19 protein-coding genes are annotated in these 20,596 nt (G+C 77.2%); 12 read left to right on the forward strand and 7 right to left on the reverse strand.

Annotated elements, in window-relative coordinates:
* Positions 1-107 precede the first annotated feature (107 nt).
* The 3 genes from HH311_RS31070 to HH311_RS21560 all read right to left on the reverse strand — a co-directional run bounded on the left by HH311_RS31070 (position 108) and on the right by HH311_RS21560 (position 2,233).
* A complete protein-coding gene (locus tag HH311_RS31070) occupies positions 108-1,430 on the reverse strand; it encodes an FAD-dependent oxidoreductase (protein ID WP_211190601.1) in 1,323 nt (440 codons plus the stop codon).
* Positions 1,431-1,541: 111 nt separating this feature from the next.
* Positions 1,542-1,742, reverse strand: coding sequence for a hypothetical protein (locus HH311_RS21555; protein ID WP_169185750.1), 201 nt, complete (start codon positions 1,740-1,742; stop codon positions 1,542-1,544).
* Positions 1,743-1,783: 41 nt separating this feature from the next.
* Complete coding sequence (locus tag HH311_RS21560) at positions 1,784-2,233, reverse strand: MerR family transcriptional regulator (RefSeq protein WP_169185751.1); 450 nt, start codon at positions 2,231-2,233, stop codon at positions 1,784-1,786.
* 262 nt (positions 2,234-2,495) lie between these two features.
* Here HH311_RS21560 and HH311_RS21565 point away from each other — a divergent pair, with 262 nt between their 5' ends.
* Complete coding sequence (locus HH311_RS21565) at positions 2,496-3,980, forward strand: serine/threonine-protein kinase (protein WP_169185752.1); 1,485 nt, start codon at positions 2,496-2,498, stop codon at positions 3,978-3,980.
* 20 nt (positions 3,981-4,000) lie between these two features.
* Here the strand turns inward: HH311_RS21565 and HH311_RS21570 are convergent, their stop codons facing one another.
* Both HH311_RS21570 and HH311_RS21575 read right to left on the reverse strand, forming a co-directional pair.
* Entirely contained in the window at positions 4,001-4,288 is a 288-nt protein-coding gene (locus HH311_RS21570) for an MSMEG_0570 family nitrogen starvation response protein (RefSeq protein WP_169185753.1), read from the reverse strand.
* A 62-nt stretch (positions 4,289-4,350) separates the two neighbouring features.
* Positions 4,351-5,037, reverse strand: coding sequence for a thermonuclease family protein (locus tag HH311_RS21575; RefSeq protein ID WP_169185754.1), 687 nt, complete (start codon positions 5,035-5,037; stop codon positions 4,351-4,353).
* Positions 5,038-5,163: 126 nt separating this feature from the next.
* On the opposite strand from HH311_RS21575, the gene HH311_RS21580 reads away from it, so the two are divergent.
* Positions 5,164-6,840, forward strand: a complete 1,677-nt coding sequence (locus HH311_RS21580; RefSeq protein ID WP_169185755.1) for a dihydroxyacetone kinase family protein — start codon at positions 5,164-5,166, stop codon at positions 6,838-6,840.
* A 137-nt stretch (positions 6,841-6,977) separates the two neighbouring features.
* On the forward strand, positions 6,978-7,310 hold the full coding sequence (locus HH311_RS21585) for a GYD domain-containing protein (RefSeq protein WP_169185756.1): 333 nt from the start codon (positions 6,978-6,980) through the stop codon (positions 7,308-7,310).
* Between the two features lie 7 nt (positions 7,311-7,317).
* Here the strand turns inward: HH311_RS21585 and HH311_RS21590 are convergent, their stop codons facing one another.
* On the reverse strand, positions 7,318-8,943 hold the full coding sequence (locus tag HH311_RS21590) for a cation:proton antiporter (RefSeq protein WP_169185757.1): 1,626 nt from the start codon (positions 8,941-8,943) through the stop codon (positions 7,318-7,320).
* 119 nt (positions 8,944-9,062) lie between these two features.
* Here HH311_RS21590 and HH311_RS21595 point away from each other — a divergent pair, with 119 nt between their 5' ends.
* On the forward strand, positions 9,063-9,599 hold the full coding sequence (locus HH311_RS21595) for a type II toxin-antitoxin system PemK/MazF family toxin (RefSeq protein ID WP_312030306.1): 537 nt from the start codon (positions 9,063-9,065) through the stop codon (positions 9,597-9,599).
* Between the two features lie 70 nt (positions 9,600-9,669).
* On the opposite strand, the gene HH311_RS21600 is transcribed toward HH311_RS21595, so the two are convergent.
* A complete protein-coding gene (locus HH311_RS21600; protein WP_169185759.1) occupies positions 9,670-10,662 on the reverse strand; it encodes an undecaprenyl-diphosphate phosphatase in 993 nt (330 codons plus the stop codon).
* A gap of 285 nt (positions 10,663-10,947) precedes the next feature.
* Between HH311_RS21600 and HH311_RS21605 the strand changes: the two genes are divergently transcribed.
* From HH311_RS21605 to HH311_RS21640, 8 genes are all read left to right on the forward strand, one after another.
* Positions 10,948-11,607 carry a hypothetical protein gene (locus HH311_RS21605; RefSeq protein ID WP_169185760.1) on the forward strand — a complete coding sequence of 220 codons (660 nt, stop codon included), beginning with the start codon at positions 10,948-10,950 and terminating at the stop codon, positions 11,605-11,607.
* 63 nt (positions 11,608-11,670) lie between these two features.
* Entirely contained in the window at positions 11,671-13,023 is a 1,353-nt protein-coding gene (locus HH311_RS21610) for a hypothetical protein (protein WP_169185761.1), read from the forward strand.
* A complete protein-coding gene (locus HH311_RS21615) occupies positions 13,020-13,997 on the forward strand; it encodes a glutamate ABC transporter substrate-binding protein (protein ID WP_169185762.1) in 978 nt (325 codons plus the stop codon). The genes HH311_RS21610 and HH311_RS21615 overlap by 4 nt, the downstream gene beginning before the upstream one ends.
* The gene (locus tag HH311_RS21620) at positions 13,994-15,199 is read left to right on the forward strand and encodes a hypothetical protein (RefSeq protein WP_169185763.1); all 1,206 of its coding nucleotides are present in this window, start codon (positions 13,994-13,996) and stop codon (positions 15,197-15,199) included. Before HH311_RS21615 ends, HH311_RS21620 begins: the two co-directional genes overlap by 4 nt.
* The gene (locus tag HH311_RS33475; protein ID WP_169185764.1) at positions 15,196-17,439 is read left to right on the forward strand and encodes a tetratricopeptide repeat protein; all 2,244 of its coding nucleotides are present in this window, start codon (positions 15,196-15,198) and stop codon (positions 17,437-17,439) included. Before HH311_RS21620 ends, HH311_RS33475 begins: the two co-directional genes overlap by 4 nt.
* Positions 17,436-18,575: a PP2C family serine/threonine-protein phosphatase gene (locus tag HH311_RS21630; RefSeq protein ID WP_169185765.1), complete on the forward strand. Its 1,140-nt coding sequence runs from the start codon at positions 17,436-17,438 to the stop codon at positions 18,573-18,575. Before HH311_RS33475 ends, HH311_RS21630 begins: the two co-directional genes overlap by 4 nt.
* Entirely contained in the window at positions 18,572-19,870 is a 1,299-nt protein-coding gene (locus HH311_RS21635) for a VWA domain-containing protein (RefSeq protein ID WP_169185766.1), read from the forward strand. Before HH311_RS21630 ends, HH311_RS21635 begins: the two co-directional genes overlap by 4 nt.
* Positions 19,867-20,595, forward strand: coding sequence for an FHA domain-containing protein (locus HH311_RS21640; protein WP_169185767.1), 729 nt, complete (start codon positions 19,867-19,869; stop codon positions 20,593-20,595). The genes HH311_RS21635 and HH311_RS21640 overlap by 4 nt, the downstream gene beginning before the upstream one ends.
* Position 20,596 lies beyond the last annotated feature (1 nt).

Here is a 20,596-nt window from a genome sequence, read left to right on the forward strand (position 1 = left end):
AGGGGCGCCCGCGGGGGCGCGTCGGTCGGGCGACGTGTCGTCCCCGCCGCCCGCCACCGGACAGCCCAGCGTAGTCGGCGCCCCTCCACGCCCGATCGAACGACAGCTTACGGAGCCACGCCCCTCCGGCGGTCGGACGAGCCGGTGACCGTCGGGTGAACGTCGTCGTGGAGAACCCGTTCCGGCGCCCCGGTACGCCCTGCCCGGCGCGAGACCGCCCGCAGGAGGCGGGCGACCCACGGCTCCGAGATCGTCCGGAGCGCGGCCTGGCGCACGGCGGTGACCACCCGGTTGTCGGGCAGGAAGAAGTGGCGGGCGCGCCGGGCCGCGGTGCGGGCGACGTCCGTGCCCGGCCGGCACTCGGCCTCCCAGGCCCGCAGCGCGGCGGGCACGTCGGGCACCGCGCCGTCGGTGACCGCGAGGTGGCGCCCCAGGCTCTCCCCGCCGGAGAGGGCCAGCGCCGACCCGTGCCCGGAGTACAGGGTCGGGCACCACGCCGAGTCGCCCAGGAGCACGACGCGCCCGCGGCTCCAGCGCTCGAGGTGGATCTGTCCCACGGTGTCCGCGTGCGTGGTGCCCGCCCGGGCGACCAGCGCGAGGATCTCGGGCATGAGGCCCCGGAAGTCGCCGTAGACCGCGCGGAGGGCCGCCTCGGGCCGCGTCGTCGGCGAGGTGCCCCGGGCCCGCGGGTGGTCGGCGCGATAGGTGAAGAACACGACCGGGTCGTGGCCCGCCATCGCCATGAGGTGGGCGCTGCGGCCGGGCTCGACCAGGACGACGTAGTCGCCCTCGACGAGCCCCCCGGGCAGCCGCGGGAGGACGGCCGACACCACGACGTGGTCGAAGTCGTGGCGGAAGTCCTCCTCCGGCCCGAACACGAGATCGCGGACCGTGGAGCGGACGCCGTCGGCGCCCACCACGAGGTCCCAGCGCTCGGTGGTCCCGCCGCCGTCGGCGGTGTCCAGCACGACGGTCCCGTGCGCGGGCGAGACCGCGCGGGGCGCCGTCGCGAACCGGACCTCGACCTCGTCGGGCAGGCCCTCCCACAGCGCGGCCTCGAGGTCGCCGCGCACGAGGGCAAGGCCCACCCCGTCCTCGACGACGTCCGCCCCGACCCGGGAGGTCGTCCGGCCGCGCCCGTCGACGCCGGTGATGACGCCGTCGGACGGCAGCCGGCTGCGCAGCGACTCCTCGACCCCGAGCCGCGCGGCGGCCTCGACGCCCTCCCGGGCGAGGCGCACGAAGTACCCGCCGGTGCGCCGCGCCGGGGCGCGCTCGCACACCGTGACCCGCCAGCCGGCGCGGTGCAGGGACGTCGCAGCGGCGAGACCGGCGATCCCGGCGCCGACGACGAGCGCCCGGGGACCGGTGGGGGGAGCCGGTGGGATCCGCTCCTGCCCGGTTCGTGCCGGTTCGTCCAGAGTGGTCACGAGATCGAGAGTAGGCGTCCGGAGGCGAGGACGCCGTGGAGCGCGCGTCACCCCCGACACGACGAGGCCCCCGGACGCCGGGGCGTACGGGGGCCGTCGGGGTACGGAGCCTCAGATCGTGGCCGGCTCCCAGCGCGCGAACGCGCGACAGTCGCACTGCGCGCAGTCCGTCGCGGAGTGGTAGTGCTCGTGCGCCTCGCGCGGGTGCTTGCAGGTGCACAGGTCCACGAGCGGGATCCGGGCGAGCGAGGGCGGCATCGGGCGGCGGAGCAGGGCCGGGCCGTGGGTGCGGGTGGGGTCGATGAGCTTCATGGTGAGGTGATGTCCGTGGTGGTCGCAGGGGTGGTCGACGATCATGCGGTGGCCGGGGCGGGCCCGGTCGCATCGCGGAGCCCGGGTGCGCGGTGGACGCCCCCGGACGACCCGGTCCGAGCGGTGGGCTCGGCACGGGCCACTTCCTCGGCCGAGTCCCGGCGCACCCTGGCGAGTTCCCGCCTGGTGCGCTCCAGCTCGGCCCGGGCGAGGTCGCGCTCGTGCGTGACCTCGTCCACCCGGTCCTCGAGGGAGACGACCTTCCAGGCCGCGGTGAGGGTGAACCCCTCGTCGAAGAGCGCCCGCACCCTGGCGGCGAGGGCCAGCTGACGGCGCGTCCAGCGCCGGTGCCCGCCCGCCGATCTCACCGGGCGCAGCATCTGACCCGCGTCCAGACTGCGGAGGAAGGCCGGTTGAACCCCGATGACACCCGCGGCCTGACCAGTGGTCAGGGCGGGTACGTCCTCGTCCTCGAGGTTCTCGGCGCCCACGGCTCCGTCGCGTCCTTGCGGTCGTTCCCGGGAGACCCGGTACTGCTCGTTCTGTGCAGACCGCGCGCGACCCGTCGTCGGGCGGCCCGCGAAAAGTTCTACTCGCCACTGCAAGTTCTGTCAACGATTCAGAAGCGCGCCTCCCCGGATCGGTCGCCCGCGACCTTTCTCACATGATCGAGCGAAAGGACGTGTGGACGTGGGCCGCACGGGGGAATGACATGGGACGGTGATCGGGCGCGACGGCTGGAGGTCGACCCGGATGACGACGGTGGGCATCCCCGCTCTGCCGGACCGCCTCGCCGCGCGGTACGAGGTGGGGCCGGTGATCGGCCGCGGGGTCGGCTCGTCGGTCTTCCGCGCCCACGACACGCTCCTGGGCCGCGACGCGGCGGTGAAGACGTTCCGGGTCGAGGCGGACCCGCGGGCCCGTCGCGAGCTGAGCCTCCTGGCGCGGATGGACCACCCCGGGCTCGTGCCGGTGTACGACGTCGACGAGCACGACGGCCGGGCGTTCGTCGTCATGGCGCTGCTCGACGGCGGGTCCCTGGCGGAGCGGCTGCACGAGCACGGCGAGGAGTCGGGCGGCCTGGCCCTGCCCGAGGCTCTCCGGACGGCCGGCACCGTGGCCGGTGCCCTCGACCACGTCCACCGCGGCGGAGTGCTGCACCGGGCGGTCACCCCGGCCAACGTCCTCTACGACGTCGACGGCCGCGCGCACCTCTCCGACTTCGGCGTCGCCTTCGTGGCCGACGCCCCCCGCATCACCGACACCGGGCTCACCGTCGGCGCCGCGCCCTACCTCGCCCCCGAGCAGGTGCGCGGCGAGCACGCCGGGACCGGCGCGGACGTCTACGCCCTCGGCCTGGTGCTCATCGAGGCGCTCACCGGGCGCCGGGCGTTCCCGGGCGACCCGCTGTCCTCCGCCCAGGCGCGTCTCGACCGCGACCCGACGGTCCCGCGCGGGCTGCCCCGCGACGTCACCGACCTCCTGTCCGCCATGACCCGCCCCGATCCCGACGAGCGGCCCGGAGCGGGCGCGGTCGCCGCGGCGCTGCGCCACGCCCTCGTGGCGACCGAGCCCCTCGCCGTGCCCTCGGTGCTTGCGGGACCGGGAGTGACGACCTCGGCCCCGTCGCGGTCCGGCGGCCCCGTCGGGCCGTGGCTCCCGACCCGGGGGCGCCGCGCCCCCACCCGCCGTCGTCGTGGCCCGCGCGCCACCGGCACCCGCGGGATCCTGGTGCTCGGCGCGCTGGCGGCGAGCGCGCTGCTCGCCGGGACGGTCGCCCTCGCCACCTCGGGACCGGTCGCCGAGATCGCCGACTCCGCGCGGCCCGCCGTGATCGTGCCGGGTGGCGCCACGGTGGGCGTGCCGGACCCGGACGTCGCGGCGGTGCCGCCGATGGTGGCGCCGGCGAGCCCGCCGTCGGGGGACGCGCCGAGCGCGGCGCCGACCTCGGACGCCCCCGTCGAGCAGAGCACGTCGCACCCGTCGCGTCGCACCACGGCGGCGGCCCCGGTCCGCCAGGCCGCCCCCGCGAGCAGGCCCACGCAGCGGCCCGCGCCGACGACGACCACGCACACCACCCGCACCACGCACTCCGCGCCGACGACAACGACGGAGCCGGCGGACGACGACCAGGACCCCGAGGACACCACGACGCCGCGGCCCACCGACCTCGTCGACGGGGTGCTGCACGGGGTCGACGGGCTGGTGGGCGGCGCCCTCGGCGGCGGACGCCGCTGAGCGGGTCGAGCAGGGGGCCGTCAGGTCTCCACGGCCTCGACGACGACCTCGCCGCCGTCCCCCTGCGCGTACCGCGCCACCCGCGCCTCGATCCCGGCGAGTGACGCCGCCGCGAGGCCGCAGGGCACGCCGTACTTCGCGCGGACGCGCTCGCTCGCCTCGGTGAGCGCCTCGCGGCTGCGCCGTGCGAAGTCGTCCAGCGGGTAGGCCGTGCCCTCGGCGAGGTGCTCGGCGAGCACGAGCGAGGGCGAGTACACCCGTTCCCGGGTCCCGTCGGGCCAGCGCAGGCGCACGTGCATCTCCGGCATGGCCGCCGATGCTGCCGGGCGGGTGTGACGACCACGTGTCCCGGTGCCGCGCGTCACGCGCGTCAACTGCCCGCGGGGAGCGGCCGGCCCGGGGTGGCACGGCACGGGGCGCCCCAGAGCCCGACGCCGTCGGCGACCGCCTGCGCCTGCTCGCGGGCGAAGACCGGGGCGTACCAGAGCGGGCGGTCGGTCTCGGCGGTCACGACCCCGGCGAGCAGGGCCGCGTCGGTGAAGTTCAGCTGGCTCGACAGCACCACGTAGGCCAGCCGGCGGCCGTGGTCGTCGAGCTCGGGCACCGTCGGGTCCGGGACGAGCGTGACGGTCTGCCCGGACAGCCGCTGGTCGGCGAAGCGCAGCGCGGCGGCCGCGCCGCACTCGCCGGTGGTGCGCTGGGGGCCGGCGGGGCGGGGCGCGGTGATCCCGAGGATCGCGATCGGCTGGTCCGCGCCGTCGACGCGCACCATGACCTCGTCGCCGGAGTCGACGCGCACGACCTGCCCGAGCAGCGTCGGGTGCGAGGCGGCCGGCGTCGAGGAGGACGCCGCCGGGGCCGTCGGCGTGGTCTCGACGACGGCGGGCGCCGGCGTGCCCGGGGCCGTGAGGCGTCCGACGAGGAGCCCGACGGCCAGCAGCACGACCCCGGCCAGTACGGCGAGCAGCAGCGGGAGACGGCGGCGCCACGGGCGGGGGGCCACGGCGTGGTGCGCGCCGGTGGCCGGGCCGGTCCGACCTCCTGCGTGCGTGCCCATCACGCGCCTCCGCCTCACTCGTCCGGGGTCGGTCTTGTCCCCAGGTTCCGCGCGACCGAACCCCCCGGTTCGGGGCCGGCCGGGTGAGCACGGGTGGTGAACGGGTGAGGAGGGCACCCCGCGCCGGTGAAGAAGCTGATCAACAAGCCGGCGGACGTCGTCCGGGAGGCGCTCGAGGGCGTCGCCCGCGCGACCACGGGCGCGGCGCTCGTCGAGGACACGGCGGTGCTCGTCCGCACCGACCTCCCCCGCGACCACGTCGCGGTGCTCGCGGGCGGCGGGTCGGGCCACGAGCCCGCCCACGCGGGCTACGTCGGCCCCGGGCACCTCGCGGGTGCGGTGTGCGGCGAGGTGTTCGCCTCGCCGAGCACCGACGCGGTGCTCACCGGCCTCCGAGCCCTCGCCGCGCCGGGCGGCCCGGGCGCGCTGCTCGTCGTCATGAACTACACCGGCGACCGGCTGAACTTCGGGCTCGCCGCCCAGCTCGCGCGGGCCGAGGACATCGCGACCGAGATGGTGACCGTCGCCGACGACGTCGCCCTCGACGCCGACGACGAGGTCACCGCGGGCCGGCGGGGGCTCGCCGGGACCGTGCTGGTGACGAAGGTGGCCGGGGCCGCCGCCGAGCGGGGCGACGCGCTGCCCGAGGTGGCCGGGGCCGCCCGGGCCGCCGCGGCCGCCGTCGGGACCATGGGGGTGGCGCTCTCGGCGGCGACCGTGCCGGCCGCGGGCGAGCCGGGGTTCACCCTCGACGCCTCCGAGGTCGAGGTCGGGCTGGGTATCCACGGGGAGCCGGGGGTCCGCCGGGAGGAGCTGCGGCCCGCGGACGACCTGGTCGACGAGCTCGTCGACACGATCTGCACCGACCGCGGCCTGTCCGTCGGCTCGCGGGTGGCGGTGCTGGTCAACGGCACCGGGGCGACCCCGCCGATGGAGCTGCAGATCCTGCTGCGCCGGGCGCTCGAGCACCTGGAGGAGCGCGGGATCACCGTCGAGCGGGCGTGGGCGGGGACCTTCCTGTCCTCGATCGACATGGCCGGCGCGTCGATCGCGGTGATGGCGCTCGACGACGAGCGGCTGGCGCTGCTCGACGCGCCCGCCCGGTCGGCGGCGTGGCCGTCCGGGGCCGGGGTGGTGACCGGCGGGCTCCCGACGGTGCCCGCGCCGGCCTCCGACGGGACGGCGGCACCGTCGGGAGCGTCGGGGGTCGCCGGGCCCGGCGCGGAGCGGGTGCGCACCCTGCTGGAGGCGGTCTGCGCCGCGGTGCGCGAGGCCGAGCCGCACCTCACCGAGCTGGACACCGCCACCGGGGACGGCGACCTCGGCACCTCGCTGGACCGGGGGGCGTCGGCGGTGCAGGAGGCCCTCGGGTCCTACGCGCTCGACGACCCGGTGGCGACGCTGCAGGGGGTCGCGGCCACCGTGCGCCGCGCGATCGGCGGGACCTCGGGACCGCTCTACGCCACGGGGCTGCTGCACGCCGCGGAGCACCTCGCGCAGGGCGGCGACTGGGCGACGACGCTGCGCGCGGCCGCCGAGGGCGTCGCCGACCTGGGCGGCGCGCGGCCGGGCGACCGGACGATGCTGGACGCCCTGGTGCCCGCGGCCGACGCCCTGGCCGACGGCGGGTCGGTGGCCGACGCCCTGGCGGCGGCGCGGTCCGGCGCCGAGGCGACGGCGACGATGGACCCGCGGCGCGGCCGGTCGAGCTACCTCGGCGAGCGGGTGCGGGGGCACCGCGACGCCGGCGCGGAGGGCGTCACGGTCTGGCTGGCCGCGCTCGCCGAGGCCACCCCCTCGTGACTCCCGCGTGACGACACCGGTTCCGCCGGCCACTCGTCCGGCGCATCCGGCCGCCCGTCGCCGGTGGGACAGTGACGACGAGTGACGCCCCGTCGGACGTCACGGACCGCACCGGACGACCGCGCGGAGGTGGACCCATGACCAAGTACGTCCTGTTCTTCAACTACACCAACGACACCTGGGCGAACCTGATCAAGAACCCGAGCGACCGCCTCGCGGCCGTCCGGACCACGGCGCGGTCGGTCGGCGGCGACATCGAGTCGATGTACTACATGTTCGGGAAGCGTGACGGGTTCCTGGTCGCGGACGTCCCGGACGCGGCGGCCATGGCCGCGATCTCGATCGCGGTCGCGAGCACCGACGCGGTGGAGAACCTCGAGACGCACGAGCTGATCGCCCCGAGCGACCTCCCCGCCGTGCTCGAGAAGGCCGGGACGGCGCAGGGCAGCTACCGGGTGCCGGGCACCTGAGGGCTGCTCACAGGAGGCTCCGGACGTCGAGGCGGCGCAGGACCCGGTCGGCGACCTCGGGATCGGTGCCCGGCTCGGCGCGGGCGGCCAGTACCTCCCGCCGCGCCGCCGCGAGCGCCACGGCCTGCAGCCGGGACCACTGCTCGCGGCGGCGCCGGAGCTTCGCGAGCCGCTCCCGGTAGTCGTCGTCGCGGTCGCCGTCGCCGTCGTCCGGGCGCGGGGCGTCGTCGCCGGCGAGCGCCGCGCCCACCCGGGCGAACCGGCTCCGCAGCTCGTCGAGGACCTGCTCGCCCTGCTCGTCGTCGACACCCACCGTTCGGCGGTCGATCGCGGCGAGCTCGTCGAGCGCGGCCCGCCGGGCCCGTCCGGCGAGCGTCCGCTCGGCGGCGCCCGCCGCGTCGGCGTCCTCGCGGAGCCCGAGGACCCGGACCAGCACGGGCAGCGTCAGGCCCGGGCCCACCAGGGTCACCACCAGCACCGAGCAGGCGATGATGACGAACTCGGCGCGGTCGGGGAACGGGGCGCCGGAGTCCAGCGTCGTCGGGAGGGCCAGTGCGAGGGCGAGCGTGGCGAGCCCCCGCATCCCGGCCCACGCCAGGACGAGCGCCTCCCCCGCCGTCGCCGGCACCGCCCGCTCGGCGGGGGTCGGTCGTCCCGTGCGGACGGCCAGCAGCGCGCACCCCATCCACACCACCCGCACCCCGACGACGACCGCGCAGACGATCCCGGCGTGGGCGAGGATCGTGCCGAGCGACCGGTCGGCCTGCTCGACGACGGTCCGCAGCTCGAGCCCGATCAGCGCGAACGCCACGCCGGTCACGAGCATCTCGACGACGGCCCAGAACGCCGAGCCGGTCAACCGGGCCTCGGACGCGTCGGCGTCGGAGTGCTGGCGCAGCTGCAGGGCGGCGACGACGACGGCGATGACCCCGGAGGCCCGGAGCGCGTCGGCGGCGAGGTAGACCGCGAAGGGCAGGACGAGGGTCAGGCCGTTGCTGGCGACGACGTCGGTGAGCCGGTCGAGGATCCGTCGGGCGAGCCAGGCCGCGGCGAGGCCGAGCGCGACGGCCACGGCGGCGCCGTAGAGGAAGCCCAGGCCCAGCCCGAGGGGCCCGAGCCCGTTCCCGGCGACGACGGCCGCGACCGCGGTCTGGAACACGACCAGCGCGACGGCGTCGTTGAACAGGCCCTCGCTCTGCAGCGTCGCCACCAGCCGGCGGGGCACCCGCAGCGGGCCGGCCACCGCCTCGACGGCGACCGGGTCGGGCGGGGCGACCGCCGCGCCCAGCGCCAGCGCCGCGGCCACCCCGGCGCCGGTCAGCGCGACGACCGTGCCCGCCACGGCGGCCACCGTGGCGACCACGAGGCCGATCGCGAGGAACGCGATGGTGCGCCAGCGCACCCGGAAGAGGGCCCACGAGGTGCGCTGGGCGGTCGCGTAGAGCAGCGGCGGGAGGAAGAGCGGGAGGATCAGGTCCGGCTCGATGTCCGGCGGGTCGATGCCGGGCACGAACGCCGCGGCGGCCCCCAGCAGGAGCAGCAGCACCGGCCAGGGCAGGCGCAGGCGGTCCCCGGCGCCCGCGAGCAGCACCGCCGCCAGCATGGCGCCCACGACGACGAGGAGCACGGCCACCGGGCGACCCTGCCAGACCGGCCCGGGCCCCCGTCGTCCGTGACCGCGCGAGGGGACCCCTCGCGCGGGTGGAGCGGCCGGATGTTCCCCTCGCGGATCGGCACGGCATGCTGGGCGCCGTGCCGAGCTTCGGGGACTTCGTGAACCGTGCGGTGCAGGTCGGGCTCGACCTGCTGACCTCGTCGTCGGAGAACGACGGCGGCCGGCGGGCCCCGGCGGGCCCGCCTCCCCCGCTGCCCGACGGGGACGGGCGCGGCGTGCGGACCGTGCCGTCCTCCGAGCGCGCGCGACGGCTCTCCTACGCGCCCGACCTCGACGGCGCCGCCGACCCGGGCGAGATCGTCTGGACGTGGGTGCCCTTCGAGGAGGACGCGTCGCAGGGCAAGGACCGGCCGGTGCTCGTCGTCGCGCGGGCTTCGGAGGCCGGTGAGCTGCTCGGGCTGATGCTCTCCTCGCAGGGGCACCGCGCGGACGACGCGAACTGGCTGCCGATCGGCTCCGGGCCGTGGGACCGCGAGGGCCGGGACTCCTACGTCCGGCTGGACCGTGTGCTGGAGGTGCCCGAGCACGGCATCCGCCGCGAGGGCGCCGTCATGCCGCAGGACCGGTTCGACCGGGTGGCCGGGGAGCTGCGGTCGTCGTACGGCTGGCAATAGGTGGCCTTCGGCCCTGTGAGCAGAAAATGTCGCTATACCGACATTTTGTGCTCACGGGCGCGGAACGCACCTAGAGCGTGAACCAGACGAGACAGGCCGCGCCCGCGACGATGCAGTAGATGCCGAACGGGCGCATCGAGCGGTGCTCGAAGTACCTCGTCAGGAACCGCACCGACAGGTAGGCGCCGACCCCGGAGAGCACGCTGCCCAGCAGCACCTGGCCGCGGATGCCGTCGCCCTCCGGGCCCACGAGGTCGCCGAGCTTGAGCACCCCGGCCGCGAGGATCACCGGCGTCGCGAGCAGGAAGGCGAAGCGGGCCGCGTCCTCGTGGGAGAGCTTCGAGAGCAGCCCGGCCCCGATCGTCGCGCCCGAGCGGCTGATCCCGGGCAGCAGCGCCAGGATCTGCGCGGCACCGATCAGCACGGCGGTCAGCAGCGGGAGCTTCGCGACCCGGGCGTCGGACCGCTCCTCGGCGGTGGGGACCGTCGCCACCCCGACGCCGCCCCGTCCCGGGCGCATCACCTCGGTCGGCGCGTCGAGCCGCACGGTGGGCGCCTCGAGGGCCGCGGGGTCGGGGTCGGCGTGCGCCCCGCCGGCGGCCCGGCGGCGCACCAGCCCCTCCACGGCGAGGAGCAGGGCCCCGTTGATCATGAGGAACACCGCGGTCGGCGCCGGCTTCGCGAGCAGCGTCCGGAACACGTGGTCGAGCACCAGCCCGGCGAGCCCGACCGGGATCGTCGCGATCACGAGCAGCCACGCCAGGCGCTGGTCGGTGGTCTCGACGCGCCGGTCGCGGATGCTGGTGGCCAGCCCCCGCAGGATGCGCACCCAGTCCCGCCAGAAGTAGACGATCATCGCCAGGGCCGTCGCGACGTGCAGGCCGACGATGAACGCCAGGTACGGCGAGTCGGGGGCGGCCACGTCGAGGTCCCGGGCCCACGAGCCGCCGATCACGGCGGGCAGCAGGATCGAGTGCCCGAGGCTGGACACCGGGAACAGTTCGGCCACACCCTGCAGCGCGCCGATGACGGCCGCCTCGAGCCAGCTCAGGTGTGCCGACACCGGAGGTCCTCTCGTCGGTGGATCGCTCGATCGGGCATCGGGGGAAAGGCTAACGACGACGGCCGGGGTCACCGGCCACCGGGACGGCCCGGGCGGCGCGGGGTCAGATCCGCCTCCGCGCGGGGCAAAGCCGAGGTCAACGCGACGGATCCGCCCCGGAAAGTGGGGTGGGTCGTCGGGGACGGGAGCCGGAAAGGTTGCTAATGTGCGCCGGTCGGATCACGACCCGGTCACGCTCCCCAGCTCCCCCGACCGGGCCGCCCCGAGAGAAGGTGACCCCGCACCATGACCGCTGCTGCGTACGGCTCCCCCGGCCCGGGCGGCTCGGCGCTCCCCCGAGGCGCCGCGTTCCTGGCCGCGAACCCGGTGACGACCGTGCTGGGCCTGGCCGCGGGCGCGGTCGGCGCGGCCCTCGTCGGGTCCCAGGCCGCCCAGGGCGACCTGCCCGACCTCCCCTCGGCCGCCGCCGTCACCGCCGACCTGCACCTCACCGCGGGCGCGAGCCCGGCCGTCGACTCGGCGAAGTCCGTGGTGGCCCCGGTCAGCGCCTCGCCGACCTCCGCCGCGGCCACCGTCCCGGAGCTGACCAAGGCGGCCGGGATGGCCCACCAGCAGCAGAAGATCGACGCCGCGATCGACCGCTTCGAGTCGAAGATCGGCTCGACGCAGTACGAGAACTACTGCGAGCGGGCGGTGGAGAACGCGTTCGGCACGCAGCACCACTACGCGAGCGCGATCGAGGACTGGGAGTCCCAGCAGCAGCACAAGGACTGGCAGAACGCCCCGCGCGGCGCCATGGTCTTCTACGACACCTCCTCCGACGGCCACGTCGCGCTCTCGCTCGGCGACGGCCGGGTCGTCTCCTCTAGCGCCCACCACCAGGTGGGGATCGTCCCGATCGGCTACTTCCAGCACCCGCTGGGCTGGGCCTACGCCCCGTACTGATCTTCTCCACGTCGTCGGGCCCCTCGGTTATCGTCATCGCCGCCACGAGGGAGGGGGGCGACGATGACCGTCACGGCTCCCGCGCGCACGCCTCCCCCGGCGGGCGCTGACGAGGTCCGTCCCTGGCGGCGGCGCGCGGCCGAGGCGCGCGACCTGGCCCGCCGGACACGGGTCGGCCGGCTCGCGACGGCGGCCGCGCTCACCCTCCTGCTGATCCTCGTCGCCGGGGTCCTCGCGCTGGTGGCGACGCTGCGGACCCAGGCCGCGACCGAGGACGTCACCACCCGGAGCGGCCCGCTCACCGCGGCGGCCCAGGAGCTCTACCGGGCCCTGTCCGACGCCGACGCGAGCGCCGGCCAGGGGTTCCTGCTCGGCGCCGGGGAGCCGGAGTCGCTGCGGCTGCGCTACCAGACCGACCTCGCCGCCGCCGGGCGCGCCCTCGCCGTCGTCGGCTCCGCCTCCGGGGGCGACGCGGCCACCGGCCCCGTCGCCACCCTCACCTCCGGCCTGCCCGTCTACGCGGGGCTGGTCGAGACGGCGCGCACGGCGGACCGGCAGGGCCTCACCTACGGCTCGGCCTATCTGCGCGAGGCGTCGGCCTTCCTGCAGACCACGCTGCTCCCGGCCGCCCAGCAGCTCTACGACGCCCAGGCCGCCGAGCTCGCCGACGCCCAGGCGGTCGCCGACGGCGGGGTGTGGACGGTGCTCGCGCTGGTGGCGGTCGTCGCCGCGCTCGTCGCGGTGTGGCTCCTGCACCGGCGGATCGCGCGCAGCACGAAGCGCCGCCTGACGCCGGGCGTCGCGCTGGCCGGTACCGCGGTCGCCGTGCTGCTGGTGTGGGGCGTGGTCGCGCTCGGGGTCTGCGCCGCGCTCACCGCCTCGGCCCGCGACGCCGGGTCGGAGCCGAACCGGGAGCTGGTCGCGGCCCGCTTCGCGGTGCTGCAGTCGCGCAGCGACGAGGTGCTCACGCTCGTCGCCCGCTCCACCGGCGGGGACTACGAGCAGGACTACGTGCGCCGCAGCATCGCCCTCTACGGCTGGCAGGGCCTGCTCGACCGCGCCCGCGACGAGGCTGGGCCCGGCCCGGTCGCGGACGACGCCGCCACCGCGACCACGATCGGCCGCCAGGGCATCACCACCCACGAGCTGGCGCGCACCCTCGACGTCGCGGGCGACTACGACGGCGCGGTCGCGCTCGCCCTCTCCACGGCGCCGACCGGCGGCCAGGGCTCGGTCCAGCAGGTCGAGGACGCCCTCGACCGGGCGATCACGACGACGGCCGACACCGCCTCCTCCGACGCCGCGACCGCCGACGCCGCGACCACGCTGCTCGCCGTGGGCGTCGTGGTACTCACCCTGGTCGCCGCCGCGGGCCTCGTCGTCGGGGTGTGGCCACGGCTGCAGGAGTACCGGTGAGGACGCGCCGCGCCGGGGTGACGGCGGCCCTGGTCGTGCTCGTCGTGCTGCTCGCGGGGTGCTCGAGCGCCGCGGCGCCGCCCCCGGTCGTCCCCGTGCGGCCGGTGCCCTCGGGCACGACGGTGCTCGCCGGGGCGCCGCCCGCGGCGACGGACACGAGCTGCGGGGACCCGGCGGTGAGCCTCACCCCCACGCCGGAGCCGCCACCCGGCGCGATGCCCGCCGGCACGGCGATGGCGCGCATCGTCGCGCGCGGGGCGCTCATCGTCGGGATCGACCAGAGCACGGTGCCGCTGAGCTACCGCGACCCGCGCTCCGGCGTGCTGACCGGGCTCGACGTCCGGATCGCCCAGGAGATGGCGCGGGCGATCTTCGGCGACCCGAACCGCATCCGCTTCCGCATCGAGAGCTCCGCCCAGCGCATCCCGAACCTGCTGTCGGGGTCGGTCGACATGGTGGTGCAGGCGATGACGGTGACCTGCGAGCGGAAGCGCCGGATCGGGATGTCGTCGGTCTACTACGACGCCGCGCAGCGGATCGCGGTCCCCGCGGTGTCCCCGGTCACGAGCATCACCCAGCTCGGCGGGCGGCCCGTGTGCTCGATCTCGGGCACCACGTCGATCACGACGCTGCAGGCGGTGCGGGGCACGAACGGGCAGCCGCCGGTGGTGGTCGGCGTCCCCCAGAACAGCGACTGCCTGGTGCTGCTCCAGCAGGGCCAGGTCGACGCGGCCACCACCGACGACACCATCCTCGCCGGCTACGCGCTGGAGGACCGCCGGGTGGCGGTGCGCGGCGAGGCGCTGGCCTCCGAGCCCTACGGGATCGGGGTGGCCCCGCAGAACACCGACCTGCTGCGGTTCACCAACGCCGTCCTCGACCGGATCAAGGTCGACGGGACCTGGGCGGCGATCGTCGCGGCCACCTTCGGCGGGACCCCGGCCCCGCCCCCGCCCGGGCAGTACGCGGGATGAGTGCCGTGACGCCCGACCGCGCCGGACTGGACGCCGAGCTCGACGCCGCCCAGGACGCGATCGCCCGCGCCTCCGCCGCGCTGGTCGACCTCGAGGCCCACCCGGGCTACGGCCTGCTGCGGCCCGGCGGGTTCACCGGCGTGTCCGCCCGCCGGCGGGACGAGACGCTCACGACCGTGGCCGAGCTGCACCGCGACCTCGCGCTCTACCGGCACGCCGTGGCCGCCGCCCGGGAGGCCCGGGGCAGCCGGGCCAAGCCGTCGGGGGACGAGCTCGCGGCCGCGTACGAGGCCCTGCACGGCGACGCGGTCACGGTCGCCGAGGAGGCCGTGCCGCTGCAGCGTCGCGGGCTGCTCGGCCCGACCTCGGAGGTGACCCGGACCAGCGCGGACGCCCTCCTCGCGCGGATGACGGCGGCGTTCGACGCCGTGAGCCGCGTGGTGGCCGACGTCGCGGCCGTGTGGGACACCGTCGCCGCCCAGCTCGGGCCGGCGGACCGCGCGCTCGACGAGGTGCGGGCGGCGGACCTCCCGGGCGTCGCCGACGCCGCGGGGCTCGCGGCGCGGCTCGAGGCGCTGCGGGCCGCCGTGCTCACCGACCCGCTGGCCCACACCGGGACCGCGGCCCCGGTCCCGGCCGCCGCGCTCGCCGACGTCGAGGCCGACCTCGCGCGGGCCCGCGAGGACCTGGCGGAGGCCCGGGCGCTGCGGACCGGGCTGGACGACCGGGTCGCCGAGCTGACCACGACGATCGACGGGCTCGCCGCCGCCGAGTCCGCCCTCGTGGACGTCGCCGCGCGGGTCGCCCGGCTCGTCGTCGCGGTGCCGGGGCTCCCGGTGCCGGCTCGTCGCGCACCCGCGCTGCGGTCGGCGGTCCGCGAGGCGCACGCCCTCGCCGGGGCCGGTCGCTGGGACGAGGCCACGGCCGCGTTCACCACGGCGGCCGCCGACGCGGCCGCGGCGCGGGAGCGGGCGGCGGCCGACCACGCGGTGCTCGAGGGGCTGCTCGACCGGCGGGCGGAGCTCCGCGGACGCCTCGGCGCGCTGCGGGCGAAGGCCGGGGCCCGGGGGCGCGGGGAGGACCTCGCGCTCGACGCGCTGCACACGCGGGCGCGGGAGCTGCTGTGGACCGCGCCGTGCGACCTCGCCGCGGCCACCGTCGCGGTCCGGGCCTACCAGCGGGCGCTGGAGGCGGGGACGTGACGCGCGCGTGCACCCGTCCCGGCTGCGACGGGGAGATCGAGGAGGACGGGTACTGCGACACCTGCGGGCGCGCGCCCGAGGCGGCGTCCGCCGGGCCCGTCCCGGCCTCGTCGGGTCCCGCCACCGCGGCGTCGGGCCCGGCGGGTCCCGCCACCGCCGCGTCCGGGCCGGCCACCACGGCGAGCGACCCGGGCTCGGGGGCCACGCCGTCCGGGCGGACGGGGTCGGGGCGGACCCCGTCGGGACGGACCCGCCCCGGGTCGAGCCGCCGCCGGATCGGCGCCGGCCTCGTCGAGATCACCCCGGAGCCGGCGGCCGACCCGGCCGAGGCCGTGATGGCCGAGGCGGTGGTGCCGGAGTCGAGCCGGTACTGCAGCGTGTGCGACGCCCCGGTCGGGCGCGGCCGGGACGGGCGGCCGGGCCGCACGGAGGGCTTCTGCCCGCAGTGCGGCACGCGGTTCTCGTTCACCCCGACGCTGCGGCGGGGCGACCTCGTGGCGGGGCAGTACGAGATCCTGGGGGCGCTCGCCCACGGCGGGCTCGGCTGGGTGTACCTCGCGCGCGACCGGAAGGTCCGCGACCGCTGGGTGGTCCTCAAGGGGTTGCTCGACACGGGCGACGCGGCGGCGCTCGCGGCCGCCGACGCGGAGCAGGGGTTCCTCGCCCAGCTCGTGCACCCGCGCATCGTGCGGATCTACAACGTCGTCACCGGCGACGACGGCGCGACCTACATCGTCATGGAGTACCTCGGCGGCCGGTCGCTGCGGGCGATGCGCGACCCGCACGAGCCGATGCCCCCCGAGCAGGCCCTCGCCTACGTGCTCGAGGTGCTGCCGGCGCTGTCCCACATGCACGAGCGCGGGCTGCTCTACTGCGACTTCAAGCCCGACAACGTCGTGCAGACCGGGACCGACCTCACCCTCATCGACCTCGGCGCGGTCCGCCGGATCGACGACCCGGGCGGCGACGTGTGGGGCACCGTCGGCTACCAGGCCCCCGAGATCACCCCCGACGGCGCGGGCCCCTCGGTCGCGTCCGACGTCTACACCGTGGGCCGGACCCTCGCCGTGCTCGTCGCGACCTTCGACTTCCACCGCACGATGCGCGAGCGGCTGCCCGACCCGCACGACGCCCCCGCCCTCGCCCACGAACCGCTGCGGCGCCTGCTCGCCCGGGCCACGCACCCCGACCCGGCGCAGCGGTTCGCCTCGATCGACGAGATGGCCGACCAGATGGTCGGCGTCCTGCGCCGCCTCACCGCGTACGACGCCACACCCCCACCACGGCTGTCGACGATGTTCGCCTCACCCCCGGTGTCGGCCGGCGTCGACGCCCCCGCCACCCCGGAGGAGATCGCGGCCGCCATGCCCGCGCCGCTGCCCGACCCGGACGACCCGGCGACCCCCGAGCTCGTGGCGGCCGCCGCACAGGGCCCGCGGGCCGTCCTCGCCGCCGTCTCGGCCCAGGACGCGCCCGACACCGACCAGGCCCGGCTGTCCGCCGTCGTCGCACACCTCGACTCGGGCGACGTCGAGGCCGCCGGCCGGGCCCTCGCCGAGCACGCCGTGCCCGGCGAGTGGACGTGGACGTGGCTGCGGGCCCGGCACGCCGCCGCGACCGGGGACGCCGACGCGGCGGCCGCGCTCGTGGACGAGGTCGCCGACGCGCTGCCCGGCGAGCCGGCCCCGGAGTTCAGTTTGGCGGCGCTCGGCGAGTACCGGGCGGGCCGCGACGGCGGGGTCGCCGGGCCGGTGGTGGCGGAGCGGTTCGCCGACATCTGGCGCACCGACCGCACCTGGACCGGCGCCGCGTTCGCCCTCGCCCGGCTGCGCGCCGCCGCGGGCGACCCTGACGCCGCCGTCGCCGTCCTCGACGAGGTCCCGGCGAGCTCGGTGCACGCCGCGGACGCCCGGGTGGCCGCGGTCCGCGTCCTCCTCGAGTCGCGGGACGGCGCGGGTCTGACACGCTCCACGGTCATGGAGGCGGGAGCACGGGCCGGCACGGTCGACCTCGACGCGCTGCGCGCCGCGGAGCTGCAGACCGCGGTGCTCGAGGCCGCCCGCCGCCTCGACGACCCCCCGACCGACGACACCCTGTTCGGCTGCTCCCTCGACGACCACGGCCTGGGGCTGGGCATCGAGGAGCGCTACCGGCTGCGGGCCCGCTTCGCGGGCACGGCGGCCGAGCGGTTCGCGCTGGTCGACGCCGCGAACGACGCCCGCCCGTGGACCGCCCGATGAGCCCGGGCACGACGACGACCGGCGGCGCCACCTGCGAGAGCTGCGGCGAGCGCGGCGAGCCCGGCGACCGGTACTGCGAGGGCTGCGGCGCGGAGCTGCCCGCCACCGAGGGGCCGCCGCCCGCGGTCCGGGAGGGCACCCGGGCGCGGCCCGTCACCGCCCGCACCGCGGCGCCGGGAACCGAGCCGCTCCCCGACGGGCACCTCGACAGCACCGACCTCGAGCCCGGTCCCGGGGACACCGGCGACGACGACCCCGGCGACGACGACCCCGGTGACGACCCCGACGGGCTGGGCTACGACCCGGCCGACCGCGACCACGCCGAGCGGTTCGTGCCGGGCGCGGCGGCGGTGACCGACGTCGGGCTGGTCCGCCCGGCGAACGAGGACGCGTTCGGGCTGGTCCGCCTGCCGCTCGCGGGGACCGCGCACGACCTGGTGGTCGGGGTGGTCTGCGACGGGGTCGGCTCGGTGCCCGGCAGCGAGGCCGCCTCGGCGGTGGCGTGCGCGACGGTCCTCGCGACCGCCCGCGACGCCGTCGCCCACCCCGACCCGGCCGACCCGGGCCTGGCCGACACCGGCGGCGTCGACGTCACCGAGCTCGCCTACGCCTGCGCCGACGCGGCCGTCGACGCGGTCTCCGCGCTCGGCGGGCCCGGGCGCGATTCCCCCGCCTGCACCTACGTCGCGGGGATGGTCGTCGGCGACGTGCTGGTGGTGTCGTGGATCGGGGACAGCCGCGCGTACTGGCTGGTTCCCGACGAGCCGGACGCCTCCTGCGTGCTGACCACCGACGACTCGTGGGCGGCCGAGGCGGTCGCGGTCGGCCTGCTCGAGCCCGAGGCCGCCTACGCCGACCCCCGCGCCCACGCGATCACCCGCTGGGTGGCCGCGGACGGGCCGCCCGGTCCGGCCCACGTCGTCGCCCACGCCGCCGACCGGCCCGGGGTCCTGCTGATCTGCAGCGACGGCCTCTGGAACCACGTGCCGCACCCCGCCGACCTCGCCCGGCTCGTCCGCGCCGACGGGCCGCCCACCACGGCGCGCGCCATGCTGGAGGCGGCGCTCTCCGACGGCGGCACGGACAACACCACCCTCGTCGTCGTCGACGTCGCGCCGGAGGGGAGCCCGGCATGAGCACGCCCGCGCCGTCGTTCACGGTGGAGGCGTTCCACAACGAGTACCTGCCCGACGGCGGCCGCGAGGTCGACGCCATCGTCTCGGTCACCGCCGCGGGCCTGGGCGGCGCGACGACGAGCACCGACGCGGCCGAGGTGATCGTCATCGACTGCTCGGGCTCGATGGGCGACCCGGCCGCGAAGATCGGGGCCGCCCGTCGGGCGACCCGCGCCGCGCTCGACGCCCTCCCCGACGGCGTGGTGTTCGCGGTCGTGGCCGGGCGCCACGACGCGCGGATGGTCTTCCCGAGCTCCGAGCGCATGGTGGTCCTCGACCGCATCACCCGCCGCCAGGCCCACGCGGCGGTCGACCACCTGTCCCCCAGCGGCGGCACCGCGATCGGCACCTGGCTGCGGCTCGCGCAGCGGCTGCTCGCGCCCCACCCGCGCCGGCTGCGGCACGCGATCGTCCTGACCGACGGGCGCGACGAGCACGAGACCCCCGAGGACCTCGCCGCCGCCCTCGACGCCTGCGACGGGGTGTTCACCTGCGACGCCCGCGGGATCGGCACCGACTGGGTGGTCGACGAGGTGCGCGGCATCGCGTCGCGGCTGCTCGGCACCGCCGACATCGTCGCCGAGCCCGGGCACCTCGCGGCCGACTTCGAGGGCATCGTCGGGCGGGCGATGGGCAAGGGCGCCGGCGACGTCGCGCTGCGGGTGTGGACGCCGCGCGGCGCGACCGTCACCTCGGTCAAGCAGGTCTCGCCCGCCGTCGAGGACCTCACCGACCGCCGCACCCCGGACCCGGCCAAGCCGCTGGTCGGGCTGTACCCGACCGGGGCCTGGGGCGACGAGACCCGCGAGTACCACCTGCGGATCGCGCTCGACCCGCTCGCGACGGGCGAGGAGATCCTGGCGGCCCGGGTCGGGGTCGCCGCGCCGTCGGTCGCCGACGCGCCGCTGGGCGAGACGCGGGTGCGGGTGACCTGGACGCCCGACTCGGCGCTGTCCACCCGCCTCAACGGGCGCGTCGCCCACTACACCGGGCAGGCCGAGCTCGCCGAGGCCATCCAGGAGGGGCTCGACGCCCGCCGCACCGGCGACGTCCGCACCGCGACCGCCCGGCTCGGGCGCGCGGTCGCGCTGGCCGCCGCGTCCGGGCACGAGGAGACCTCGGCGCTGCTGGCCCGGGTGGTGGAGGTGGAGGACCCGGCCACCGGCCGTGTGCGGCTGCGTCGCGAGGTCACCGCGGCCGACGAGATGACCCTCGACGTCCGCTCCACCCGGACCGCGCGGGTGCGGGAGGGGTGACCGTGCGGTGCCGCCACGGGCACGACTCCGAGACCCCGGACTTCTGCGACGAGTGCGGCGTCCCGATCGAGGGGTCGGCGGAGAGCCCCGCGCCTCCGGCGGGCGCCGGCCCCGTGCCGGCCGCCCCGGCGGGTGAGGCCTCGTCGTACCCGGGTGAGGCGTGCCCGCTGTGCGGCAGCCCGCGCACCGGGCGGTTCTGCGAGGAGGACGGGCACGACTTCGTCGTCTCCGGGTCCGCGCCGGCCGCGCCGGCTGCGCCCGCTCCCGCCGCGCCGCCTGCACCCGCGACACCGGCGGCCACGCCGTCGGACGGCGACGGCTGGGTGGTCGCCGTCGAGGCGGACCGGCGCTACTACGAGAGCGTCGTGGCCCGCGAGGGACCCGACATCGCCGAGGTCACCTTCCCGAACTACTACCCGCGCGCGGAGATCCCGCTCGTCGGCGCCGAGATCCGGATCGGGCGCCGCCGGGTGCACGGATCGACCCCACCGCCGCAGGTCGACCTCGCCGGCCCGCCCCTCGACCCCGGGGTGTCGCACCTGCACGCGGTGCTGCTCCCGCTGCCCGACGGCGACGGCTGGTCGGTCCTCGACCCCGGCTCCACCAACGGCACCACGGTCAACTACTCGGACGACCCCATCGCCCTCGACACCGTGGTGCCGCTGCGCGAGGGCGACCGGGTGCACGTCGGCGCCTTCACCACCCTGGTGCTCGGCCGCCGCTGAG

This window comes from Actinomycetospora sp. TBRC 11914 (assembly GCF_012933465.1).
In the GTDB taxonomy this organism is placed as follows: domain Bacteria; phylum Actinomycetota; class Actinomycetes; order Mycobacteriales; family Pseudonocardiaceae; genus Actinomycetospora.